The organism is Prauserella endophytica (assembly GCF_005146945.1).
Taxonomy (GTDB): domain Bacteria; phylum Actinomycetota; class Actinomycetes; order Mycobacteriales; family Pseudonocardiaceae; genus Prauserella_A; species Prauserella_A endophytica.
The window spans coordinates 15,055-37,745 of the sequence record NZ_SWMS01000020.1 but is presented as its reverse complement, the minus strand read 5'-3'; the positions used below and the strand labels follow the sequence as shown (position 1 = coordinate 37,745).

The 22,691-nt window shown below is 71.0% G+C and carries 22 protein-coding genes and 1 pseudogene; 6 read left to right on the top strand and 17 right to left on the bottom strand.

The genetic code is table 11. The annotated features are described in order from the left end of the window. Positions 1-88: 88 nt before the first annotated feature. From FCN18_RS28470 to FCN18_RS28440, 7 genes are all read right to left on the bottom strand, one after another. A complete protein-coding gene (locus FCN18_RS28470) occupies positions 89-1,456 on the bottom strand; it encodes a nitrate/nitrite transporter (RefSeq protein ID WP_137096552.1) in 1,368 nt (455 codons plus the stop codon). Positions 1,457-1,594: 138 nt separating this feature from the next. Beyond that, entirely contained in the window at positions 1,595-3,040 is a 1,446-nt protein-coding gene (locus FCN18_RS28465; protein WP_137096551.1) for an FAD-dependent oxidoreductase, read from the bottom strand. Then, positions 3,037-5,127, bottom strand: coding sequence for a molybdopterin oxidoreductase family protein (locus FCN18_RS28460; protein WP_137096550.1), 2,091 nt, complete (start codon positions 5,125-5,127; stop codon positions 3,037-3,039). The genes FCN18_RS28465 and FCN18_RS28460 overlap by 4 nt, the downstream gene beginning before the upstream one ends. A 217-nt stretch (positions 5,128-5,344) precedes the next feature. Then, on the bottom strand, positions 5,345-6,145 hold the full coding sequence (locus tag FCN18_RS28455; protein WP_137096549.1) for a TIGR02569 family protein: 801 nt from the start codon (positions 6,143-6,145) through the stop codon (positions 5,345-5,347). A gap of 294 nt (positions 6,146-6,439) precedes the next feature. Continuing rightward, positions 6,440-7,618, bottom strand: a complete 1,179-nt coding sequence (gene moeZ / locus FCN18_RS28450) for an adenylyltransferase/sulfurtransferase MoeZ (RefSeq protein ID WP_137096548.1) — start codon at positions 7,616-7,618, stop codon at positions 6,440-6,442. Between the two features lie 96 nt (positions 7,619-7,714). After that, positions 7,715-8,827: a DUF3152 domain-containing protein gene (locus FCN18_RS28445; protein WP_112276038.1), complete on the bottom strand. Its 1,113-nt coding sequence runs from the start codon at positions 8,825-8,827 to the stop codon at positions 7,715-7,717. 90 nt (positions 8,828-8,917) lie between these two features. Further along, the gene (locus FCN18_RS28440; RefSeq protein ID WP_137096547.1) at positions 8,918-9,922 is read right to left on the bottom strand and encodes an alpha/beta fold hydrolase; all 1,005 of its coding nucleotides are present in this window, start codon (positions 9,920-9,922) and stop codon (positions 8,918-8,920) included. A gap of 86 nt (positions 9,923-10,008) precedes the next feature. On the opposite strand from FCN18_RS28440, the gene FCN18_RS28435 reads away from it, so the two are divergent. Next, positions 10,009-10,677 carry a TetR/AcrR family transcriptional regulator gene (locus FCN18_RS28435; RefSeq protein ID WP_113644890.1) on the top strand — a complete coding sequence of 223 codons (669 nt, stop codon included), beginning with the start codon at positions 10,009-10,011 and terminating at the stop codon, positions 10,675-10,677. Between the two features lie 133 nt (positions 10,678-10,810). Here the strand turns inward: FCN18_RS28435 and FCN18_RS28430 are convergent, their stop codons facing one another. Both FCN18_RS28430 and FCN18_RS28425 read right to left on the bottom strand, forming a co-directional pair. Next, a complete protein-coding gene (locus FCN18_RS28430) occupies positions 10,811-11,755 on the bottom strand; it encodes an alpha/beta fold hydrolase (RefSeq protein ID WP_112276033.1) in 945 nt (314 codons plus the stop codon). Beyond that, the gene (locus FCN18_RS28425; protein WP_112276031.1) at positions 11,752-12,657 is read right to left on the bottom strand and encodes an AurF N-oxygenase family protein; all 906 of its coding nucleotides are present in this window, start codon (positions 12,655-12,657) and stop codon (positions 11,752-11,754) included. The genes FCN18_RS28430 and FCN18_RS28425 overlap by 4 nt, the downstream gene beginning before the upstream one ends. 56 nt (positions 12,658-12,713) lie before the next feature. On the opposite strand from FCN18_RS28425, the gene FCN18_RS28420 reads away from it, so the two are divergent. Beyond that, the gene (locus FCN18_RS28420) at positions 12,714-13,475 is read left to right on the top strand and encodes a TetR/AcrR family transcriptional regulator (RefSeq protein WP_369973652.1); all 762 of its coding nucleotides are present in this window, start codon (positions 12,714-12,716) and stop codon (positions 13,473-13,475) included. Beyond that, positions 13,472-13,795 carry a DUF4873 domain-containing protein gene (locus FCN18_RS28415; RefSeq protein WP_137096546.1) on the top strand — a complete coding sequence of 108 codons (324 nt, stop codon included), beginning with the start codon at positions 13,472-13,474 and terminating at the stop codon, positions 13,793-13,795. Before FCN18_RS28420 ends, FCN18_RS28415 begins: the two co-directional genes overlap by 4 nt. 56 nt (positions 13,796-13,851) lie before the next feature. On the opposite strand, the gene FCN18_RS28410 is transcribed toward FCN18_RS28415, so the two are convergent. Continuing rightward, complete coding sequence (locus FCN18_RS28410; protein WP_110335174.1) at positions 13,852-14,091, bottom strand: DUF3107 domain-containing protein; 240 nt, start codon at positions 14,089-14,091, stop codon at positions 13,852-13,854. 45 nt (positions 14,092-14,136) lie between these two features. After that, positions 14,137-14,793 (bottom strand): ferritin-like fold-containing protein, encoded by a 657-nt coding sequence (locus FCN18_RS28405; RefSeq protein WP_112276027.1) that lies wholly within the window; start codon positions 14,791-14,793, stop codon positions 14,137-14,139. 406 nt (positions 14,794-15,199) lie between these two features. Here FCN18_RS28405 and FCN18_RS28400 point away from each other — a divergent pair, with 406 nt between their 5' ends. The 3 genes and pseudogenes from FCN18_RS28400 to FCN18_RS28390 all read left to right on the top strand — a co-directional run bounded on the left by FCN18_RS28400 (position 15,200) and on the right by FCN18_RS28390 (position 19,047). After that, complete coding sequence (locus tag FCN18_RS28400) at positions 15,200-16,783, top strand: DEAD/DEAH box helicase (RefSeq protein WP_369973653.1); 1,584 nt, start codon at positions 15,200-15,202, stop codon at positions 16,781-16,783. 5 nt (positions 16,784-16,788) lie between these two features. Beyond that, a pseudogene (locus FCN18_RS28395) lies at positions 16,789-18,172 on the top strand (Rv3212 family protein). After that, positions 18,169-19,047, top strand: coding sequence for an alpha/beta fold hydrolase (locus FCN18_RS28390; protein WP_137096545.1), 879 nt, complete (start codon positions 18,169-18,171; stop codon positions 19,045-19,047). Before FCN18_RS28395 ends, FCN18_RS28390 begins: the two are co-directional and overlap by 4 nt. 1 nt (position 19,048) lies before the next feature. On the opposite strand, the gene FCN18_RS28385 is transcribed toward FCN18_RS28390, so the two are convergent. The 6 genes from FCN18_RS28385 to FCN18_RS28360 form a co-directional block, all read right to left on the bottom strand. After that, entirely contained in the window at positions 19,049-19,405 is a 357-nt protein-coding gene (locus FCN18_RS28385; RefSeq protein WP_233520427.1) for a hypothetical protein, read from the bottom strand. Positions 19,406-19,425: 20 nt separating this feature from the next. Beyond that, entirely contained in the window at positions 19,426-20,280 is an 855-nt protein-coding gene (locus tag FCN18_RS28380) for a RecB family exonuclease (RefSeq protein ID WP_137096544.1), read from the bottom strand. Between the two features lie 135 nt (positions 20,281-20,415). Then, complete coding sequence (locus FCN18_RS28375; RefSeq protein WP_112276023.1) at positions 20,416-21,042, bottom strand: MarC family protein; 627 nt, start codon at positions 21,040-21,042, stop codon at positions 20,416-20,418. 5 nt (positions 21,043-21,047) lie between these two features. Next, the gene (locus FCN18_RS28370; RefSeq protein WP_112276022.1) at positions 21,048-21,917 is read right to left on the bottom strand and encodes a PHP domain-containing protein; all 870 of its coding nucleotides are present in this window, start codon (positions 21,915-21,917) and stop codon (positions 21,048-21,050) included. A gap of 24 nt (positions 21,918-21,941) precedes the next feature. Next, a complete protein-coding gene (locus tag FCN18_RS28365; protein ID WP_112276021.1) occupies positions 21,942-22,502 on the bottom strand; it encodes a PH domain-containing protein in 561 nt (186 codons plus the stop codon). Between the two features lie 19 nt (positions 22,503-22,521). After that, a complete protein-coding gene (locus FCN18_RS28360) occupies positions 22,522-22,683 on the bottom strand; it encodes a hypothetical protein (RefSeq protein ID WP_168213889.1) in 162 nt (53 codons plus the stop codon). Between the last annotated feature and the right edge of the window lie 8 nt (positions 22,684-22,691).

Genomic DNA, 22,691 nt, shown 5'->3' with positions numbered 1-22,691 from the left:
GCGCGTATCCCCGGCGCTTCCGCGACGTTGCGGCGCTGTTACCAACAACTCCCTTCGCAGGTCAGAACCCGTGCATGGGGCGAAAAGGTCAGATACCGGCGCCCGCGAGCGCTGCCTTCCTCTCCTCGGTGGTGCGCACGATCGGCCCGCGCAGGTACACGGCCCACGTGGTGAGGAAGCACAGCCCGTAGAAGACGAGGAAGGCCACGAACGCGGGGACCCCGCTGCCGGTGCTCGTGAACGCGGAGCGGAAGACCAGGTTGATGAACAGGCCGCCGAGCGCGCCGACGGCGCCCGCGATGCCGATGAGCGCACCGGAGAGCCTGCGGGCCCTCGGCATCGCCGCCTCCCTGGCCTCACCCTCGGCCACGGCCGCGAGTGCCTTGGTGCGGAAGATCGCCGGGATCATCTTGTAGGTCGAGCCGTTGCCGATGCCGGAGAACACGAAGAGGCCGATGAACCCGGTCATGAACAACGCCAGTGAGTCCCCATTGGACGCCACGATGCACAGCACCGTGCCCACGGCCATACCGAGGAACGTCCAGAGCGTCACCTTCGCGCCGCCGAGCTTGTCGGCGAGCCAGCCGCCGACCGGGCGGATCACCGAGCCGAGCAGCGCGCCGATGAACGTCACCTGCGCGGCCTGCAGCGGGCTGCGGTCGAACTGGTTCTGCAGCACGAGACCGAAGGCGAAGCTGTAGCCGATGAACGAGCCGAAGGTGCCGATGTAGAGGAAGGACATGACGTACGAGTGCTTGTCCTTCAGCACCTCGCGCATCGCGTTGCCTTCCTTCTTGACGTCGGCGATGTTGTCCATGAACAGCGCGGCGCACGTCATCGCTACGACGATCAGCGGGAGGTAGATGTAGAAGATGATCTGCGGGGCCGAGGCGCCGGCGGTGCTGATCACGACCAGACCGACGACCTGGATCGCGGCGACACCGAGGTTGCCGCCACCCGCGTTGAGGCCCAGCGCGGCGCCCTTGAGCCGCTCGGGGAAGAACGAGTTGATGTTCGTCATCGACGAGGCGAAGTTGCCGCCGCCGACGCCGCCGATCGCCGCGATGACCATGAAGACCCACAGGGGTGTGCCCGGCTCCATCGCGATCGCGGCGAGAACCGTCGGCAGCAGCAGCATTCCCGCACTGATGATCGTCCAGTTTCGACCGCCGAACTTCGCCACGGCGAGCGTGTACGGAATACGCAGGAGCCCGCCGACGAGCGAGGGCGTTGACACGAGCAGGAACTTGTCGGCGGGCGAGAGCCCGTACTCGGGGCCCATGAACAGCACCAGCACCGACCACAGTGTCCAGATCGAGAACCCGATGTGCTCTGCGAAGATCGAGAACCAGAGATTGCGGTTCGCGACCTTCCTGCCGCCGTTCTCCCAGAACTCGGTGTCCTCGGGATCCCAGTGCTGGATCCACCGTTTGCCGGTGTGCGTCGCAGCGGACATGGTGTCACTCCTCTTCGTCGGGCGGGCCCGTGTTGAGCGCAGAACCTAGGCGGGGCCCGTTTCACGAACCGGCGTCACGTGGTCGCGTCGTTGCTAACTTCTCCTCACCGCAGGCGATCCCCGCTGTGAGGACCGGGTCTACGCGGTGCTCGCGAGCCAGTCGGCGATGCCGCACACCGCGTCCTCGCAGCTGCCGCATCCGGTACTGGCTCTCGTCGCCGCCGCGAGCTCGGCGACGCTCGACGCACCGGCCCGCCACGCGTCGACGAGCTGTCCCTTGCTCACCGAGTTGCACCGGCACACCACCGCGGAGGCGGGCAGATCGGCCGGGCTCGCCGCGTTCGGCGCACCGGAGGGCAGGGCACGGCCGAGCAGCAGCGCGAGCCGGTCGCTCGGCGCGGGCAATCCGCGGTCGTAGAGCTGCGTGATGGTGGCCGCCGCGTCGGGAACTCCGAGCACGATGGCACCGGCGACGCGGTCGTCGCGCAGCACGAGCTTGGCGTAGCGGCCGCGCGCGGGATCGTCAAGGCACAGCACCTCGGCACCGTCGTCCCCGGTCCCGGCCTGGGTCTCGCCGAGCGCGGCGAGGTCGACGCCGCGGGCCTTGAGCCGCGTCACTACCGGCGTGCCCCGGTAGCGGGCCGCCGTGTCGGCGCCGGTGAGCAGGTCGGCCAGCACGTCGGCCTGCTCCCACGCGGGCTGTACGAGCCCGGACACCGTGCCGGGATGCTGGGCGCAGTCACCGATCGCGTGGATCCGCCCGTCGCTCGTGCGGAGCGCGTCGTCCACGAGCACCCCCCGGTCCACGGCGATCCCGGCCCCGGCGGCGAGCTCGGTCTCGGCGCGCACCCCGGCGGACACCACCACCAGGTCCGCGGGCACATGGCTGCCGTCGTCGAGCTTCAAGCCGTCACCGGGCACGTACTTGGCGGCGAACCGGCCGAGCCGGAAGTCGATGCCGAAGTCACCGAGCGTCCTCGCGAGCACGCGGCCCGCGCCCGCGTCGAGCTGGCGTTCCATCACGTGATCGGCCGGATGAACCACGGTGACGAGGTTTCCGCGTCCGGCGAGGCCCCTCGCGGCCTCCAGCCCGAGCAGCCCGCCACCGAGCACCGCGACCGGCGCGCCGACGGCCGCGGCCTCGAGGATGCGCTCGCAGTCGGTGAGCGAGCGGAACGCGACGGCGCCCTCGGCGAGCTCGCCGTCCTCCCCGGTCAGGCCCTCGACCGGCGGCAGCCACGGCTTGCTGCCGGTGGCGAGCACGAGCGCGTCGTACTCGACGCTCGTGCCGTCGGTCAGCGTTACTGTCCGCGCGGCGCGGTCGAGCTCGCGTGCCTGGACACCGAGCCGCAGGTCGATGCCGTGCCTCGCCGTCCACTCCTCGTCGTGCAGGCGAACGCTCTCCGGCCGCATCGTGCCACCGACCACGGCCGAGAGCAGCACCCGGTTGTACGCATGGTGCGGCTCGTCGCCGATCACGGTCAGTCGCACGCGCTCACCCCGTGGATCGCGGCGGCGGAGCTCGTCGGCGAGCCGCGCCCCGGCCATCCCGTAACCGAGCACGACCACGTTGCGCGGGCTCATTCGGCACCATCCTCTTTGGTCAGTCGGACCGCGCAGACCTTGAACTCGGGCATCCTGCTCGTGGGGTCGAGCGCTGGGTTGGTGAGCAGGTTCGCGCGCTGGGCTCCGGGGAAGTGGAAGGGCAGGAACACGACGTCCTGGCGCATCGAGCCGACGCAGCGGACCCGCGCGGTGGTGCCGCCCCTGCGCGAGGTGACGCGCGCGAGGTCGCCGTGGGCCAGTCCGGCGCGCTCGGCGGTGTCCGGGTGCACCTCGACGTAGACCTCGGGCACCGTGTCGTTCAGCTCGGCGACCAGCCGCGTCTGCGCGCCGGACTGGTAGTGCTGGAGCACGCGGCCCGTGGTGGCGAGCAGGGGGAAGCCGGCGTCCGGCGGTTCGGCGGGACCGGTGTGCTCGACGGGCTCGAACCGCGCCCTGCCGTCCGGGTGGGCGAAGGCGTCGAGGAACATGCGCGGCGTGCCGGGGTGTCTCTCGTCCGGCACGGGCCAGTACAGCGCCTCGCCGTCGCGGAGCCGTTCGTAGCTGATGCCGGAGTAGTCGGCGGGACCACCGGCGGAGGCGGCGCGCAGCTCGGTGAACACGGTCTCGGCGTCGGTGGGGAACCGTTCGGCGGGCTGGCCGAGCCGCTCGGCGAGCCCGGCCAGGACGTCGAGATCGGTCCGCACGCCCTCAGGCGGGTCGACCGCCTTGCGCCGCAACAGGATCCGGCCCTCGAGGTTGGTCATGGTGCCGTCCTCCTCGGCCCACTGGGTCACCGGCAGCACCACGTCGGCGAGCGCGGAGGTCTCCGAAAGGACGAGGTCGGCGGTCACGAGGAGGTCCAAACGGGACAGCCGCTCGGCGACCCGCGCCGAGTCCGGCGCGGAGACCACCACGTTGCTGCCGAACACGAGCAGGGCCCTTGGCCCACCCTCGGTGCCGAGCGCGTCGAGCAGCTCGAAGGCGGAGCGACCCGGCCCGGGCAGCGACTCGGCGGGCACGCCCCACACCGAGGCGACGTGCTCGCGTGCGGCCGGGTCGGTGATCTTGCGGTAACCGGGCAGCTGGTCGGCCTTCTGGCCGTGCTCGCGCCCGCCCTGGCCGTTGCCCTGCCCGGTGAGGCACCCGTAACCGGAGCCCGGGCGGCCGGGCAGGCCCAGCGCGAGCGCGAGGTTGATCCACGCGCTGACCGTGGCGACGCCGGTGGCGTGCTGCTCGGCGCCGCGGGCGGTGAGCACGTAGGCGTTGCGGGCACGGGCGAGCAGCGCGGCGACGCGGCGCTGGTCGGCGGCCGCGACACCGGTGACGCGCTCGACCTGCTCGGGCCAGTACCCGGCGACAATGCGCCACACGGCGTCGAACCCGCTCGTGCGGTCCTCCACATAGGACTGGTCGAGCAGCCCGTCGGCCACCACGGCGTGCAGGATGCCGAGCGCGAGCGCGAGGTCGGTGCCCGGTGCGGGCGAGAGGTGCAGATCGGCCTGCTCGGCCGTCGGCGTGCGGCGCGGGTCGACCACCACGAGACCGCCCTTGGCGTTGGCGCCGCGCAGGTGCTGAACGAAGGGCGGCATGGTCTCGGCCGGATTGGCGCCGACGAGCACGATCGCGTCGGCGTCGGCGAGGTCGGTGAGCGGGAACGGCAGGCCCCGGTCGAGGCCGAACGCCTTCATCCCCGCCGCCGCGGCGGAGGACATGCAGAACCGGCCGTTGTAGTCGATCTGGGACGTGCCGAGCGCGACGCGGGCGAACTTGCCGAGCAGGTAGCTCTTCTCGTTGGTGAGCCCTCCGCCGCCGAAGGCGGCGACGGAGTCGGCCCCGTGCTCGGCCCGAAGCTCCTGGAGCCTCCTGGCGATGAGGTCCAGCGCGGCGTCCCAGCTCGCGGGGCGCAGCTCGCCGTCGGTGCGGACGAGCGGGGTGGTCAGGCGCGCGGGCGAGCGCAGCAGCGCGGGCGAGGTCCACCCCTTCTGGCACAGCCCGCCCGCGTTGGTTGGGAACTGGCGGGGCGTGACGTCGGCCTCGGGGCTGAGGGTCATGCCGCACTGGAGTGCACAGTAGGGACAGTGGGTGGCTACGGCGGTCGTAGTCGTCGGCTCGGCCGTCAGCGTCAACGGGCACCTCCTGCTGCTCGCTGGCAGTCCCTGACGGTAGGTAGCCCGTGTTACTTGGACGTGGCGGAATGTTTCGGCCGTGCGACATTGCCCGCCCCGGTGGTGCCCAATGCAGTGAAGGCCACCTTGCCTGCGCCCACCCGTCTCCCACCACCCGAACGGAGACGCTGCGTGCCGCTGTGTTGATCCAGCGCAGTGAAGGTGGCCTTCACTGCGGTCAGATGAGCTCGCTCACCTCGCTGGCCGCCGCTCGGAGGCCGTCGAGCGCGGCCGCGGTGGAGCGCGGATGCAGCGCGTTGAAGGCCAGCCGGAACAGTGCCGCGCGCAGCAGCAGCTGCGACCACTCCGGCAGGTGGGACCAGCGGCGCAGCAGCTCGCCGTCGGCACCACCCCAGGCGATGGCGTCCACGGCGGCGACGGCGGCGCCCCATTCGGCGGGGCGGAAGTACGGGACGAAGTCGACGATGCCGGGCGGGGCGTCGCCGTCGAAGAGGACGGTGCCGAACAGCTCACCGTGCACGAGCTGGTCGGGGAGTTTCACGGGGCGTCGCGCGGGAGCGAGTACCTCGAACCAGCGCCCGCCCTTGGTCTCGTCGAGCTCGGCGTCCTGCTCTCCCCATGCGATGCGTTCGGCGACGGAGGCGATGTCGGTGCGGCGGGAGAGGAAGTCGGGACGCGGCAGATCCGCGACGGCGCGGTGGAGCCGAACGGCGGTGAGGACGACGTCGTCGGGGCGGTCCTCGGGGGTACCGGTCACGTAGCGGCTGGCTGCCCAGCCGGCGATCACCCACCGGCCGTCGGTGGTCTGGAGTGGGCGGGCGAGGCGAATGTCGGGGCTGTCGATGGCGGCGAAGGTGCGGGCGAGCCAAACGGCGTGGGCTCTGTCGCTGACCTGTCTCAGCACGATGTCGCCGCAGAGCCACGCGTTGCCCTCACCGGCAAGGCGCTCCGCGTCGTGGTGGCTGACGCCGAACGCCGTGCACACGTGCACAGGCGGCGGCTCACGGCTGGGGACCACAGCGTGCGACGTTACCGCGACCACACCCGGCCGGGCGTTAGCCACCCCGCGCTCGCCGCGCAACCCCGCTTTCCCGCCCCGAAGGGAGCAAGGGAGCTTTACTCCCGTTTTCCGGTAGCAAAGCTCCCTTGCTCCCGCCCGGCCAGGGGCACGAAAAAGGTGAGGGCTCCGTTCGCACCACACGAACGGAGCCCTCACCGCACCCTTGAAACGTACCCGCCAGACGCCCTCGGCGCCTCGGCGCCTCAGCTCGTCAGCACCTCGATACCCCGGCCCTCACGGGCCCGAACGCGATCAGTACGTCGGCAGGCTCTGGTCGATCTGCTTCGCCCACGCGAGCACGCCACCGCCAAGGTGCGTGGCGTCCTTGAAGCCGGCCCGGTGCAGCGCCGCCAGCGCCTCCGCCGAACGCGCACCCGACTTGCAGTGCAGCACGATCGGCTTGTCCTGCGGCAGCTCGACCAGCGCCTCGCCCGACAGGATCCGGTCCTTCGGGATCAGCTTGGCGCCCTTGATGTTGACGATCTCGTACTCGTGCGGCTCGCGGACGTCGATCAGCTCGAAGTTCTCGCCCGCGTCGAACTTGGCCTTCAGCTCGGCCGGGGTGATCGTGCTGCCCGACGCCGCCTCCTGCGCCTCGTCCGACACGACACCGCAGAACGCCTCGTAGTCGATCAGCTCAGTGATCTTCGGGGTGTCCGGGTCCTTGCGGATCTTCACCTCGCGGTACTTCATCTCGAGCGCGTCGTAGCTGATCAGCCTGCCGAGAAGCGGCTCCCCGATGCCCGTGATCAGCTTGATCGCCTCGGTCACCATGATCGAGCCGATGGACGCGCACAGCACGCCCAGCACGCCACCCTCGGCGCACGACGGCACCATTCCGGGCGGCGGCGGCTCCGGGTAGAGGTCTCGGTAGTTGAGGCCCCTGCCGTTCGGCGCGTCCTCCCAGAACACACTGACCTGGCCCTCGAACCGGAAGATCGAGCCCCACACGTACGGCTTGCCCAGCAGCACCGCGGCGTCGTTCACCAGGTACCGGGTGGCGAAGTTGTCCGTGCCGTCCAGGATCAGGTCGTAGCCGCGGAAGACGTCCAGCGCGTTGTCCGTGGTCAGCTGCTCCTGGTGCAGGATTACGTCGACGAACGGGTTGATCTCGGCCACCGACTCCTTCGCCGACTGCGCCTTCGGCTTGCCGACGTCGGACTGTCCGTGGATCACCTGGCGCTGCAGGTTCGACTCGTCGACGACGTCGAAGTCGATCACGCCGAGCGTGCCGACGCCGGCCGCGGCGAGGTACAACAGCGCCGGGCTGCCGAGACCCCCGGCGCCGATCACGAGCACCTTGGCGTTCTTCAGCCGCTTCTGCCCGTCCATCCCGACATCCGGGATGATGAGGTGCCGGCTGTACCGCGCGACCTCGTCCTTCGTGAGCTCGGCGGCCGGCTCGACGAGCGGCGGCAGCGTGCCTGACATCGGGTCCTCCATCTCGCGCGAATCGCGGTCCATCAATCTATAACCGCTAGCCGGGTCCAGGTCTTCCCCCGGTCCACATCGTGGACGTGCGCGTCGTCAGCGCCCCTGCACCTGTGGGTTCGGCCATGCGTTCGGCTTGCACACCTTGCCGTCCGCGGGCACCGTGCCCTGGTCCCCGCCCGGGGTGTCGTTGAGCTGCGCGACGTAGTCGTTGGCGACGCCGAACGTCTGCTGCATCATCACGGGCGCCAGCGCGTCGTTCTGCGCGCAACCCTCGTGACCGTTGCCGAGAGCGTGCCCGACCTCGTGGTTGATGGCGTACTGCCGGTAGCCGGTCATGTCCGAGCTGAAGGCCAGCGCCCCGCGCACCCACCGGGCCAGGTTGATCACGACGCGGTCCTCGCCCTGGACATCGCGCCGGTAGCAGGAGGACTCGAACGGGATCGAGCCGCCGCAGATGTCGGGCCGGTGCGCGGTGTCGGGGGTGGTGAGGCTCACCCGGAAGTCGGGGTCGGGGTGGCTCGCGTCCACGCGCTGCAGCGAGATCTCGCCGCTGCCGGTCCAGCTCCTCGGATCGGAAAGGGTGCCCTCGACGGTGTCGGCGAAGCTGTCGTCGCCCGCGTAGCTCGACGGGTCGATGCCGTCCTCGACCTCGACGGTGTAGGTGAGCACCTCGTCGCTGGCGCCCACCGGATCGCTGGAGCCTGGCACGACGTGCCACGTGCCCGCGCCCTTCTGCGTGAAGTCGCCGCCCTCGGGCAGCTTCGCGGTGGGGATGTCGAGGTCCACGGCCTTCGCCGGGTTCTCGCTGGCCACCGGCCCCTCGGCACGGGCTCCACCGGGGTTCACCGTGTTCTCGGACGTCGAGCCGAGAGCCGTGCCCGACTCGCCGGGGTCACCCCTCGTGGTGTCGACCACCACGAGCGCGGTGATCACCAGCAGCACCGGGATCGCGTAGACCCGCCAGCCGTAGGTGGAGGTGAGCCTGCGCAGGCCCGATGGTCTGGGCGGACGCTCGTCCTCACTCTCCTCCGGCTCGGCCGTCGGCCGCCACGACGCACGTAGCGGCTCGGCCGACACCCGGCGGGCGCCCGGCCGGTAACGATCTTCCGCCGACGGCCTTGACGGGTGTCGGTACGCCGACGACGTACGGCGCGGATACTCGGCCCGCCTGCCATCCCGTCGTACGTCGTGCGTCACCCGGTCCACCGCCCCAGGGTGCCACACTCGCACGGTGAGACCCGTGCCGACCGGCCGCCGTCGACCGTTCCGGCATCACCCGATCGGCGCAACGTCCGGTCACCAGGTGCCGGCTTCGACGCTCTCCCACATGCCCAGCACGGCCCTGGCCACGGTCACCGGACGTTCCATCTGCGCGACGTGACCCGTCTTCGGCAGCACCAGCAGCCGCGCCCTGGGCATCAACTGGGCGGTACGCGCGGCGCGCCGCACGGAGATCACCTTGTCCTTGGTGCCCCACACCACGAGCGTCGGCACTTCGACCGTCGGCGCCACGGCCCACAACGACCGCTCTCCCCTGGTGAACCACGCGCGGAAGATCTCGAAAGTGCTGCGCGCCATCGCCATGTTGGCCCAGGTGAACCCCGCCCGCTTGCTGTGCTCGTCCGCGAGCTCGTCGAACCGGTGCGCGGGGAACGACTCCGGGTCGGCGAAGCACAGCCGGATCACCTGCTGGGCCCGCTCCCTTGGGCCCATCGCGGCGAGCTGCCTGCGCACCCGCCTGCCGACGAACGGCAGGTACGCGAGCGCCATGCGCGGGTCGGACAACCGCCTCGGGTCGGGCCTGCGGTCGGGCATGGCGGGCGAGATCAGCGTCAGCGTGCGCACCAGGTCAGGTCGTTTCGCCGCGAGCAGGAGCGACACCGCGCCGCCCATCGAGTTGCCGACCACGTGCACCGGCCGCGTCGAGTTCCGCTCGATGAAGTCCGCCACCACCTCGGAATGCGCCCTGAGGCTGAACGTGAACCCGTCCTTCGGCTCGGAGAACCCGAAGCCCGGCAGGTCCAGCGCGATCCCGCCGGCGTGCGGTGCGAGCAGGCCCGCGAGGTCCGTCCAGTTGGTGGACGAGCCGCCGAGCCCGTGGACGTACACCACCGTCACGTCGTCGGCACCGGGAGTCCGCCGCACGTGCAGATCGAGGTCACCTACCCTTTCCTGTTGGCCCGGCCACGGGGCCACCGTGGCGTCGAGCGGGGGTAGCGGGGTATTCGACAGCGGTACGTGCGTCAGCGGCGGCCGCTTCGCGGAGCGGGGAGCCACCTGGCGGGACAGTGTTTCCGACACCGTCCCAGGATGCCTCAAGTTCGCCGCCCTTGGCGTTCAACGCGTACCGGCGAGTAATGTGCGGTGGGAATGAAGTTGGAGGCGGGATGACTGAGACGGCGCACCCTCAATCGCAGGGGACGAGCGAGAGCACCGGATCGGCGCAGTTCGGCCGTGGTGTCCGGCTCCCTCGCACGGAGCGCCGCGCCCAGTTGCTGGCGGCGGCGCAGCAGGTCTTCGCCGCGAACGGGTACCACGCGGCGGCCATGGACGACATCGCCGAGCGCGCAGGCGTGAGCAAGCCGGTGCTGTACCAGCACTTCCCCGGCAAGCTCGACCTCTACATCGCGCTGCTGGAGAGCCACGTCGACAGCCTGGTCAAGGCCGTGCAGGACGCCCTGTCCTCCACCACCGACAACAAGCAGCGGGTGAAGAACGCCGTGGGCGCCTTCTTCGACTTCGTCAACGGCGACGCCGGGGCGTTCCGCATGGTGTTCGAATCGGACCTGCGGGGCGAGCCCGCCGTGCAGGAGGCCGTGGACAGGGCCACGTCGGCGAGCGTCGACGCGATCACCGAGACGATCACCGCCGACGCCGGCCTCGACGAGGAGAAGGCGCGCCTGCTGGCCGTCGGGCTGGTCGGCCTGAGCCAGGTCAGCGCGCGGTTCTGGCTGACCCACCACAGCACGATGAGCCGTGATGACGCCGTCGCGCTGACCTCGACCCTGGCCTGGCGCGGCATCGGCGCCGGCTTCCCCCTGCAGCAGCCCCAGTGACGGTCAGGACGCGCTGACCGGCACCGGCCCCCCTCGAGCCTGCTCAACCGCGCGAAGCCTGTCCGCGGGGGCGGTGCCGGGTGGCGGGTGGGCGTCTCCTCGCGAGGACAGCGCCGTCGTGGTGAGTGGGCATTCAGGAGGCGATCCCGGAGCGAGGAGGAGCCATGGGTTCCGCCACCCGCACCAGCCCGCCCAGCTGCACGGCCACCTCGTGCGCTCGTTCCTGGGGCAGCATGTGGCCCGCCCCCGGGTACAGCCGCAGCCTCGCCCCCGGCAGCTCGTCGGCGATCGCCCGCGCGTGCGAGACGGGGCAGAGCCGGTCGGCGTCCCCCGCCAGCACCACGGCGCGTGTCGTCCGCAGCGCAGCGAGCGCCACCCTGCGATCGTGCAGCGAGATGGCGTTCTGGAAACCGCCGATGCTCGCCGGGTGGGCGCACAACAGCTGGTCGACCACGGACGCCACGTCCTGCCTGCGCGGCCTGCGCCCGAACACGAGCCAGCGGGCTCCAGCCCTCGCCGCACCGGGCCGCAGCGGCAAGGCGTCTTTGCGGTAGGCCAGCAGCAGCTGGGCGAGTCGCCGCTCCGCCTTGGCCGCGCCCGCCCCGGCCACACCCGGCAGCCCGAGGGTGATGCGGTCCATGTTGCCGCAGGACGTCGCCACGAACGCTGCTCCGTCCACGCGCTCGGCCACCAGCGCGGGATGCCGGTCGGCGAGCGCCATGATCGTCATCCCGCCCATCGAGTGCCCGGCGAGCACGAGCCTGCCCTCGGGCACCCGCTCGGCGACGAGCTCGGCGAGGTCGTCGGCCAGCTGGTCGATCGTCGCCGTCCCGGGCCTCGCCGGCGCCGACCGGCCGTGCCCGCGCAGGTCGTACCGCAGCACGCGGAGGCCGGACGGCAGCTCGTCAACCACCCGGTCCCACGTGCGAAGGTCCTGCGTCCAGCCGTGGACCAGCACGAGCGTCACCGCCGAGTCCGAAGGCCCGCTCAGCTCGACGTGCAGGCGCGTGCCGTCGCTCGTGACGAACTCGCCGCGCTTCGCCCGCGCGGTGTCCAGCGCAGAACGGGCCGCGGTCACCGGTCGTTCACCAGGAACGAGCGGCGCCACCAGCGCATCCCCGGTGCGCCGACGAGACCGGCCTCCTCGAGGAACGGCATGATCCGCTCGCCCGCGTAGTGGATCGTCTGCTGCCAGTGCGGGTTGTTCATCGCGGCGTGGTAGCCGTCCCGGGGCCGGATGCCGACGGCCTTGTAGACGGCGGGGTTCACGAGGCTGCGCGTGATCTCGTGGGACACCAGGGCGATCAGCAGCCGCTGGTAGGCCAGCTCGGACTTCGAGAGCTTGGCCATGCCGCGCGTGACCTCCTCGCGCGCGAACGTGACGTGCCGCGCCTCCTCGAGGACGTGGATGCGGTTGACCATGCGCACGAGGGGCTGGATGTCGGGGTCGTTCATCTGCTCGCGCTGCAGGCGATCGAGGATCTCCTCGGCGACCAGGATCGAGCCGTAGAGAGCGGGGCCGTAGCCGATGACGGGCAGGATCTTGCCCAGCCTGCGGCGCCACTTCACCGGGCCGTACGGCGGGCAGCCGATGCGCTCGGCCATGCGGGCGAACATCGTGGAGTGCCTGCACTCGTCGGCGACCTCGGTGAGCGCGTACTGCGCGTGGTTGCTCGTCGGGTCGGCGTCGTAGACCTCCTTGAGCAGCATCTGCATCAGCAGGATCTCGAACCACAGGCCGTTGGTGGCCACGCTGGCGATCTCGTGCTTGCCCAGCTCGATGCGCTGTTCCGGTGTCAGCTGCTCCCACAGCTCGGTGCCGTACAGGGTCGAGCGGTGTTCCGGGATGTAACGCTTGCCCTCGACCAGCGGCGCGTCCCAGTCGATGTCGACCTCGGGGTCGTAGAACTTGTTCGCCGACGACTTGAGCAGCCGTTCGGCGGTCTTCTCACGGCCAGCGTCGCCCAGGGTCCGCGTCATCGCCGACACCACCTTCCCCTTGTATGTAACCTCGGGTAACAGTTACTTTTGGTAGCATGAGCCGCATGGCCGACCGTGTCAAGCGCGACAGCAAGCAGAAGGCCCCGAGCAGCCCGGGAGACGCCCGCCGTGACCGGTGGCGCAAACACCGCATCGCCCGGCGCGCCGAGTTCGTCGAGGCCGCGCTCAAGGCGCTCGACGAACACGGCCCCGAGCTCGGCATGGAGGACGTCGCCGCGGCCGCCGGCGTCACCAAGCCCGTGCTCTACCGGCACTTCGAGGACAAGGCCGACCTCTACGTCGCGCTGGGTCAGCGCGGCACCGAGCTGCTGTTCGAGCGACTGATGCCGGCGATCAACGCCGAGCTCGCGCCGGTGCCCCGCATCCGCATGGCGCTCAACGCGTTCTTCACGGTGATCGAGGAGCACCCGAACCTCTACCGCCTGCTCGCCCGCAACTCGTTCGCCGACAAGCCCGTGGACGCCGACGTGGTCGCCGAGGACAAGGAAGTGATCGCGACGGCGCTGACGGCCCTGCTCGGCGACTACATGCGGATGTTCAACATGGATTCCGGCGCCGCGGAGCCGTGGGCCTACGGCATCGTCGGCATGGTGCAGAACACCGGAGAGTGGTGGCTGGACAAGCGGACCATGAGCCGCGACAGCGTCGTGGAGTACCTGACGCAGATCATCTGGGCGGCCATCGACGGCCTGTCCCGCCAGCACGGCGTGACGATCGACCCCGACCAGCCGCTCGAGGCGAACAAGGTCGTGAAGCTGGCGCACGTGCGCACCGAGAAGACGGGAGAGGGATCGTGAGCGAACACCACCACGAAGAGGACGGTTACACCGGACCCGCGAAGCTGCTGGTCGAGGAGGCCGAGCTCGACATCGAGGTGGAGCTGCGCGGCCACTTCCAGCCGATCGACGGCTACTACCACTGGTACGGCCGCGTGAAGGTGAACGAGCAGCTCTCCGCGCTCGCGGGCGGCAAGAAGAAGAAGGTGGAGATCCGCACCCCGGAAGGCACGGCGCAGGGCGAGATCTCCGACCCCGACCCGTGGGGCCGCTACCGGATCATGGGCACCAGCACGCCCCCGTTCACGGTGCCCACCACGCTCGAGGCGATCAACGGCTGAAAAACGACGCGGGCCGGGGCCGTGCGGCTCGTGCACGGCCCCGGCCCGCGAGTGCGTCAGGAGCCGACGGCGAAGCCGACCTTGCGGACGTCCGACGGCGCGATCTCGACATAGGCGATCCGGTCCGACGGAACCAGGTACTTGCGGCCCTTGTCGTCCGTCAGGCGGAACAGACCGTTAGCGGCACTGTCGGCACCCAGCGCGTCGGCAACCAGCTTCTCGACCTCTTCGGCCGACTGGCCGCTGGACACCACGAGCTCCCGTGGGGTGTCCTTGATGCCGATCTTGACCTCCACGTGCAACCTCCGCCTGGGTTCATGCCGGTTCGTTCACCGTCAAGGCTAGCCGAGACCGAGCACCTGCATCCGCTTGGTGTGGCCCTGCTGCAGCCGCCGGAACAGCGCCGCGATGCCGGAGAGATCGCCGGAGCCCGCGACGATGAGCTCGGCGAGCCCGTCGCGCTCGGCCACGATGTACTGGGCCTGCGTCAACGCCTCGCCCAGCAACCTGCGGCCCCACAGCGCGAGCCGGTCGCGCTGCTTGGCGTCGGCCATGATGCCCGCGGCGACTTCGCGCTCGGCGAACGCGGAGTGGCCCGTGTCGGCCAGCACCGTCAGCACGAGCTTGCGGGTCTCCTCGTCAAGCACCTGGGAGAGCTCGCGGTAGAGGTCGGCGGCGAGGTTGTCGACGACGTACGCCTTGACCAGCGACTCCAGCCACGACCTCGGCGACGTGGAGTTCTGGAAGGCGTCGATGTGCCGCATGAAGGGCTTCATCGCGTCCTCGATGTCCACGCCGTGGTCGCTGAGGTGCCGTTCGAGCATCTCGTAGTGGCCGATCTCGGCAGCGGCCATCGACGCCAGCGCGGCGCGCCCGGCCAGCGTGGGGGCCGTCCTCGCGTCCTCGGCCAGCCGGTCGAACGCGGACAGCTCGCTGTACGCGAGCACCCCCAGCAGGTCGGCGACCCCTGGGGCGATCTGTGCCTTCGCCTCACTCACAGTGTCACCGTAGTGGGGAAACTCGTCCCCGTAACCGGGGAGACCAACAACACGTGACACATTGCGAGCACGGTCACCGACTGAGCAGGTAGACAAGGTACACTTCGGACTGATAGTGAAGTTGTCACTTCATCGTGTGCCGCCGCACGTCGGTGAATACACAGTGTGCGTGCACGCCTCGAGCGGTGTTCCCACGCAGGACGCGTTTCGCGTGACCAACCGCGAAGCGGACCGCAATCCGCGTGGTCGAGTGCCGCGTAATGCCTGGCCGTGCGCGCTGGTATGAGAGAGGCGATCGACAATCGACCAGAACACCAGTCCAAGTACAGACCCCGTCCAGCTCGAACACAGTGAGAGCGGCCTGCCCGCGACCGACACGTCGCACCCGCTGCAGGCCGATGCCCCGGTGAAGCCGGAGTCCCCGACCTTCGCCGAGTTCGGCGTCCGCCCGGAGATCGTCTCGGCGCTCCAGTCGGCCGGAATCGAGCGGACCTTCGCCATCCAGGCGCTGACCCTCCCGCTCGCCCTCGCGGGCGACGACCTCATCGGCCAGGCCCGTACCGGCATGGGCAAGACCCTCGGCTTCGGCGTCCCGCTGCTCCAGCGGCTCGAGCTGCCCGGTGACGGCACGCCGCAGGCGCTCGTCGTGGTCCCCACCCGCGAGCTGTGCCTGCAGGTCACCCACGACCTGACCGACGCGGGCAAGAACCTCGGCATCCGCATCGCGTCCATCTACGGTGGCCGTCCGTACGAGCCGCAGATCGCGACACTGCGCAAGGGCGTCGACGTGGTCGTCGGCACCCCCGGCCGCCTCCTCGACCTCGCCGAGCAGCGGCACCTCGTGCTCGGCAAGGTCCGCGCGCTCGTGCTGGACGAGGCCGACGAGATGCTCGACCTCGGCTTCCTGCCCGACATCGAGCGGATCCTGCGGATGGTGCCGGAGAAGCGGCAGACGATGCTCTTCTCGGCCACCATGCCCGGCCCGATCATCACGCTGGCCAGGACGTTCCTCAACCAGCCGACTCACATCCGGGCAGAGGAGAACGACGCGGGCGCCGTGCACGAGCGCACCACGCAGTTCGCCTACCGGGCCCACTCGCTCGACAAGATCGAGCTCATCGCCAAGGTGCTCCAGGCGAAGGACCGCGGCCTGACGATGATCTTCGCGCGCACCAAGCGCACCGCGCAGAAGGTGGCCGACGACCTGGCCGAGCGGGGCTTCGCCGCCGCGGCCGTGCACGGTGACCTTGGCCAGGGCGCCAGGGAGCAGGCGCTGCGCGCCTTCCGCTCCGGCAAGGTGGACGTGCTGGTGGCCACCGACGTCGCGGCCAGGGGCATCGACGTCGACGACGTCACCCACGTGATCAACTACCAGACGCCGGAGGACGAGAAGACCTACGTCCACCGCATCGGCCGCACCGGCCGGGCGGGCAAGACGGGCGTCGCGATCACGCTGGTGGACTGGGACGAGATCCCGCGCTGGAAGCTGATCTCCGACGAGCTGAACCTCGACATGCCGGAGCCGGTGGAGACCTACTCCACTTCCGAGCACCTGTTCACCGACCTCGAGATCCCCGAGGACGCGACCGGTCGGCTCCCGCTGGCCAAGCGCACCCGCGCGGGTCTCGCAGCCGAGGAAGAGGAGGACTTCGGCGGCAAGCGCAGGGGACGTTCCTCCGGCACCGCCTCCTCCCGGCGGTCCAGCAGGTCGCGCCGTCGCACGCGGGGCGGCAGGGACGTCGCGGGCGAGGCGAAGTCCGAGGGCGAGTCCGCCGAGTCCGGCGAGGCGGCCGCGGGGACCGAGAACGGCCGCTCCCGCAGCCGGCGCCGCACGCGCGGCGGCGGTTCGAAGCCGGCGGGCGAGTCGCCCTCGAGCAACGAGAAGGCCGACGCGGCCACCGGCGAGGGGGCCGAGCGTCCCGCGCGCCGCCGCCGCAGGCGCAGGGCCGGGGTGCCCAACGCGGCCGAGACGTCGGCGGGGGCAGACTAAGGCACGTGAACACCTCCTCCGGGCGGCATCGCAGGCACGACGACCGCGAACGGCACGACGCGGATCCCCCCGTGCTCCCGCCCGGCACGGAGGACGTGCTCACACCGGCCACCGAGCACCGCGCCGACGAGGCGGACGCCGCACCGGGCAGGTCCCGGCACGCGGCGCTGCCCCATGTCCGGCCGTCGCCGTGGAACCGCAGGCGGGACCGGGTGGCCGCGGCGCTGATCACGGTGGTCGTGCTGGTCGCCGGTGTTCTCGTCTGGGCGTTCAGCGATCAGCGGGCCACCAGCCACGAGCTGGCCGATCCGCCGGCGGCACTGCCGCCCGCACCCCCTTCGGTGCCCGCGTCCCTGCAGGAGATCTGGCAGGCCGAGAGCCCGGCGACGCCGGTGCCCGTCAGCGAAGGCTCGTCGGTGGTCACCGGCTCCGGAGGCGAGGTCGCCGGCCGCGACCCGCTGACCGGTGAGGTGCGCTGGCGGTATGCGCGCGACCTGGAGTTGTGCACGGTCGCGGGCGCCTGGTCGAGGGCGCTCGCCGTCTATCACAAGGACACCGGCTGCAGCGAGGTCACGCAGCTCGACCCCGCCACCGGCAGGCGCACCGCACAGCGCAACGGCGACGCCGAGCTGAACACCCGGCTCGTCAGCGACGGCGGGCACGTCACGACCACGGGCGAGCGCCTGCTCAACACGTGGCGAAACGACCTGGTGAAGAGCCTGGAGTACGGCGAGGTGTTCCCGAAGGTCAACCCCGGCAAGCAGCCAAGGGAGGGCTGCACGTACGGCACGGTCGCGGCGAACGCGGGCGAGGTCGGCGTGATCGAGGACTGCCCAGGCGAACAGGGCGCGCGCCTCACCGTGCTCAAGGCCGCCGGCGAGGAGGCCGACGAGCCCGAGGAGGTGTTCAGCACGGTGTTGTCCGACTCCTCCGCGTGGCTGGTGGCGATGTCCGGCGACACCATCGCGATCGCGCTCCCCCAACGCCGTCAGCTGGTGCTCTACGGGTCCAAGGGCGAGCAACTGGCGGCGTACCCGCTCGACGTCCCCGCCGCCGATCTGCGGCACGCGCCGGAGGGCGGGGTGACGCCGACCGCCAAGGGCACCGACAACATCTACTGGTTCACGGGTTCGAGCACCGTGGCCCTCTCGCGCAAGGACCTCACGCCGCGGTGGACCCTCGACGGCACGCACGGTCCCGGCGGCATGTTCGCGGGCCAGTACGTGGTGCCGATCGAGGGCGGGCTCGCGGTCGTCGACGAGGGCACCGGCGCCACCGTGCGCACGGTGGGCGTCGACCGGCACGGCTACCGGGGGGCAGGTGCAGCTCGCATCGGCGGGCCCGGTGTTGCTGGAGCAGCGTGGCGGCACCGTGGTGGCGCTGCGATGACGGCCGCCTTCTCACAGCTGTCGCCGCACGGCGCTAGCCGGACATCGCTGGCGGGCCGGTACGGACCCGTGGCGGCGCTGTCCGGGCCGCGTCCCGCCGAACCGCTGGCCACCGTGCTGCTGCTGCCGGGCTACACGGGTTCGAAGGAGGACTTCGCGCCGCTCCTCGACGGCATCGCCGAGGGCGGTCTCCATCCCGTCGCGATCGACCTGCCGGGCCAGTACGAGTCGCCTGGCCCGGACGACGAGTCGTGCTACCTCCCGCTGGCGCTGGGCGAGGCGGTGGCCGAGCTGATCACGGGGCTCAGCGGCGACGGCCTCCCTGTGCTGCTGCTCGGGCACTCCTACGGCGGCCTGGTTGCCCGTGGTGCGGTGCTGTGCGGTGCGCCGGTCGCCGGGCTGACGCTGCTGGGCAGCGGTCCGGACCGGTTGCCGCCCGGCGCGCGGCTCAGCGCACTGGACGTGGGCGAGCCACTTCTGCGAGGCCACGGCGTCGAGGCCGCCTACGCGGTCCGCGAGCAGGTGAGCGCGCGGGCGCCGGCCTGGCTCGCCATGGCCGAGGAGCTGAGGGCGTTCCTGCGGACGCGGTTCGTCTCGTCGAGCACGGCGGGTCTGCTCGGCATGGCGGCGGGCCTGCGGTCGGAGCCGGACCGGGTGGAGGAGCTCGCCGCGGCGCTGCGGGACCGCGGTGCTCCGGGCCTGGTGGTGGCCGGTGAGCACGACGACGCGTGGAGCGTGGAGCAGCAGAAGGACATGGCTCGGCGGCTGGAGGTGCCGTTCGCGGTGGTCGAGCGCGCCGCGCACTCGCCGAACACCGAGAACCCGCCGGGGTTGCTGGAGATCCTGGTGCCGGAGTGGCGATCCTGGCTCCGGTGAGTCAGGCCCACCAGTAGAGCCACAGCACGCCGCCCGCGATCGCGAGCACACACAGCGCGGCAACGCCCGCGAGGCGCCCGCGACGGCGGTCCACCACGAGCTGAGCGATGACGGCGAGCGCCGCGCCGGCGAGGTGGCCGAGCACGGAGACGAGTCCGGGCCCCTCGGCGTCGCCCAGCCAGCTCACGACCTGCACGCCGAGCACGAAAAGGGCGAGCACCACCAGCCCGGCCGCGAGGGAGCCGGTGAGGCCGCGCCACCACCGGCCCGTGCGGCGAGAAGGCGGCTGCCCCCCGGTGCCGGGCGTGGCCAACTCGACCGTCTCGAGCTCTGTCGTGTTCGGCCCGTGCAATCTCACTCCACGTGTGTCTTCCGCGCTCAGGGCGCGAGCAGGTCCCACGAACGGGCGGCGGGCGCCGCCTGCTGCCCGTCCGGGCAGCTCGGCCGGAAGTCGCACCAGGAACAGCGCCGTGACGTGCGCGCGGGGAACAGCGTGTCGGCGTCTCCGCCCGCCTCAAGGGTATCCGTTGCGGTCTGCAGCTCCGCCGCCGTCTCATCCGCGCGGGTGAGCTGCCTGCGCAGGCTTTCGGGCGTGTGCTCGGCCGCCGCGACGGTGCCGCTGGGCACGTGGTGCAGCTCGACGCGGTGGCAGGGCCTGCGCAGCGTGCGGGCGGCGGCCACGGCGTAGAGGGCGAGCGCCTGGGAGCCGCGGGCCTCGTACTCGTCGGGCGCATTCCTGCCGGTCTTGTAGTCGATGATCACGAGCTCGCCGTCGCGCTCGTCGATGCGGTCGGCGCGGCCCTCGACGATCAGCGACGGCGGCCCGTCACCCGCGCTGACGGGCGCGGAGACCCAGCGTTCGAGCCCCACCGGGTCGCCGCTGACGTCGTTGTGCTCGACGTACTCGGCGACCCACTGCCTGGCCCGCTCGCGGTACTGCTGCGCCTGCGCGGCGTCGAGGAAGCCGGCGTCGTTCCACTGCTCGGTGACGAGCGCGGCGGCCCGCTCCGGCGTGCGCCGGTCGGCAGGCAGGTCGAAGAGGGCACGCAGGGCGTTGTGGACGACGGCGCCGAGCGTGCTGTGCGCCCAGGCGCCGGTGCGCTGCGGGGTGGGACGGTCGAGGTAGGTGAGCCGGTAACGACGCGGGCAGTCGTCGAACGTCGACAGCCGCGCGGGCGTCACCTTCGTCAAACGCTTCGGCTGCACTCCGAAGTCGAAGCCCAGCTGCCCCATGCACACCACCCTGTCCCAGCGTACGTATCCCCACCGACAACCCCGCGCCCGAAAGGCGAGCAAGGGAGCTTTGCTCTCGCCAAACGGTAGTAAAGCTCCCTTGCTCCCGGTGGGGACGGGGCGCGAGCGGAGACCTCACGCCCCCGAGATGAACCCGCGCACCGAGTCGGCGACCAGCTGCACGGCGATCGCGGCCAGCAGCAGGCCGGCGATCTTCGCCAGCAGCGTGATCCCGCTTTCCCTGATCACCTTGATCAGCACGCCCGAGTAGCGCATGCACGCCCACAGCACCACGTGCACGGTCACGATCGCCAGCGCCAGCGCCACGTACGCACCGGCCCGACCGTCGGCCTGCCGCACGAACACGATCGTCGCCGCGATCGCGCCCGGGCCCGCCAGCAGCGGCGTGCCAAGCGGCACGAGCGCCACGTTCACGTCCTCCGCCGCCTCGGGCTCGGAACCGCCCCGGCCGGTGAGCAGGTCGAGCGCGATGAGCAGCAACAGCAACCCGCCCGCGCCCTGCAACGCCGGGATCCCGATGCCGAGGTAGGTCAGGATCGCCTGGCCCGCCACCGCGAACAGCGAGACGACCAGCAGGGACACCAGCACCGCCTGCCGCGCCGCCTTCGCCCTCGCCGACGGCGGCTTGCGGCCGACGAGACTCAGGAACACCGGCACGGTCCCCGGCGGGTCCATGATCACGATGAGCGTGATGGCGGCCTCGAAGAACAGGTTCGCGTCGAAGTAGTCCGCGAACGCCACGGCGCTCAGCCCACCTGCACGGCGGCGCCCGAGGCCCGCGCGACGAGCGCCTCGAACTCCTCGGGGTCCGTGGTCTCCTGGCCGATCGCGATCGTCTTGTTCGTGCCGTGGTAGTCGCTGGACCCCGTGCGCACCAGGTCCAGCTCCTTCGCCAGGTCACGCAGTTCGGCGCGCGTCTCGGAGTCGTGGTTCGGGTGGTCGACCTCCAGCCCGGTGAGCCCGCACTCGGCGAGGTCGGCGATCACCTCCGGGGTCACCGTCGGGCCGCGCGAGGCCGCGAACGGATGCGCCAGCACGGTCACGCCGCCCGCGTCGGCGATCATCTCGATCGCCGTCTCCACCGGCGTGTCCCGGCGGGGCACGTAGTAGCCCCGCCCGTTGCCGAGGTAGCTCGTGAACGCCTCGTCGACCGACGACACCAGCCCGGCCCGCACCAGCGCCTGCGCCAGGTGCGGCCTGCCCGCGGGCGCGTCCGGGTCGAGCAGACCGAGAATCTCGTCGGGGTCCACCGGCAGGCCGTCGGCCGCCATGTGCACCGCCATCGTCCGCAGCCGGTCGCGCCGCTCGCGCCGCAGCCGCTGCTGCTCGGCGACGATCGTGGGCGACGTCGGGTCGAACAGGTACGCGAGCAGGTGCACGCTCACCCTGCGGCCGTAGGCGTCGACCGACTCACAGGACAGCTCGGCCCCGGGAACGAGCCGCATACCCGGTGGCAGAGCCTGGGTCGCGGGCTGCCAGCCCGCGGTGGTGTCGTGGTCGGTCAGCGCGACGACGTTCAGGCCGGCGCGTGCCGCCGTGGCCACCAGCTCCGCGGGGCTGTCAGTGCCGTCCGAGACGGTCGAGTGGGTATGCAGGTCGATGCGCACACGGTCCATTGTCCAGCGCGCCCGGCGCGGGAATCAGCCGACCACTCGCTTACCCCGCGCGGCGCGCTGCGCCTTGATCATGGAGAACCGCTCCGCCTGCTTGGCCTTGTCGCCGAACACCAGCGCCGAGATGGTGTCGTAGAACTCCTCCGGCTTCGGCAGGTACTCGATGCGGTTCAGCGCCTGGATCTGCCCCGCCGACTCCACGACCATGGTCCCGTAGCCGAGCATGCGGCCCCAGAACGAGCGCTCGTAGGTGAGGTCGGTGACCTTGGTGATCGGCATCATCAGCACCTTCGTCGTCCAGACGCCGGTGGTCATGATGAACCGTTTGTCGGTGACGACCAGCCGTTCGACCCACCACTCGATCACCTGGTACGCGAAGCGCAGCACGACCAGCAGCGCCAGGTACCAGAGGATGTTCTGCACCACCCACATCGACGGCGGCAGGATGTACGACACCATCACGCAGATCGCGATCAGCGCGATGGCCTCGAACATGTCCCAGGCCAGGCAGGACCAGTGCCGCCTGATCCGGATGACCCTCCGCTCTGTGTCGAGGAGGTACTCGTCTGGGTCGCGCGGAGCGAACATAGAGGAAGGGTAGCGTCGATCAGCTGAAGATGTTGCTCACGAAGGTGATCACGGCCTCCGCCGCGTCGCGGAGGAAGCCGATGATGTTGTTCACGAGGCCCGCCGCGTTTCCGGGTTGGGCGATCACGAAGAACAGAACCAACGCGATACCAGCGAAAGTCGCAAGCTTTTTCGCGTTCACGGCGATCA

Bases quoted from the DNA above. Each gene is read 5' to 3' on its own strand.
- FCN18_RS28470 (WP_137096552.1), bottom strand. From the start codon at position 1,456: ATGTCCGCTGCGACGCACACCGGCAAACGGTGGATCCAGCACTGGGAT.
- FCN18_RS28465 (WP_137096551.1), bottom strand. From the start codon at position 3,040: ATGAGCCCGCGCAACGTGGTCGTGCTCGGTTACGGGATGGCCGGGGCG.
- moeZ (WP_137096548.1), bottom strand. From the start codon at position 7,618: ATGTCAGGCACGCTGCCGCCGCTCGTCGAGCCGGCCGCCGAGCTCACG.
- FCN18_RS28435 (WP_113644890.1), top strand. From the start codon at position 10,009: ATGACTGAGACGGCGCACCCTCAATCGCAGGGGACGAGCGAGAGCACC.
- FCN18_RS28425 (WP_112276031.1), bottom strand. From the start codon at position 12,657: ATGACGCGGACCCTGGGCGACGCTGGCCGTGAGAAGACCGCCGAACGG.
- FCN18_RS28420 (WP_369973652.1), top strand. From the start codon at position 12,714: ATGAGCCGCATGGCCGACCGTGTCAAGCGCGACAGCAAGCAGAAGGCC.
- FCN18_RS28390 (WP_137096545.1), top strand. From the start codon at position 18,169: ATGACGGCCGCCTTCTCACAGCTGTCGCCGCACGGCGCTAGCCGGACA.
- FCN18_RS28380 (WP_137096544.1), bottom strand. From the start codon at position 20,280: ATGGGGCAGCTGGGCTTCGACTTCGGAGTGCAGCCGAAGCGTTTGACG.
- FCN18_RS28370 (WP_112276022.1), bottom strand. From the start codon at position 21,917: ATGGACCGTGTGCGCATCGACCTGCATACCCACTCGACCGTCTCGGAC.
- FCN18_RS28365 (WP_112276021.1), bottom strand. From the start codon at position 22,502: ATGTTCGCTCCGCGCGACCCAGACGAGTACCTCCTCGACACAGAGCGG.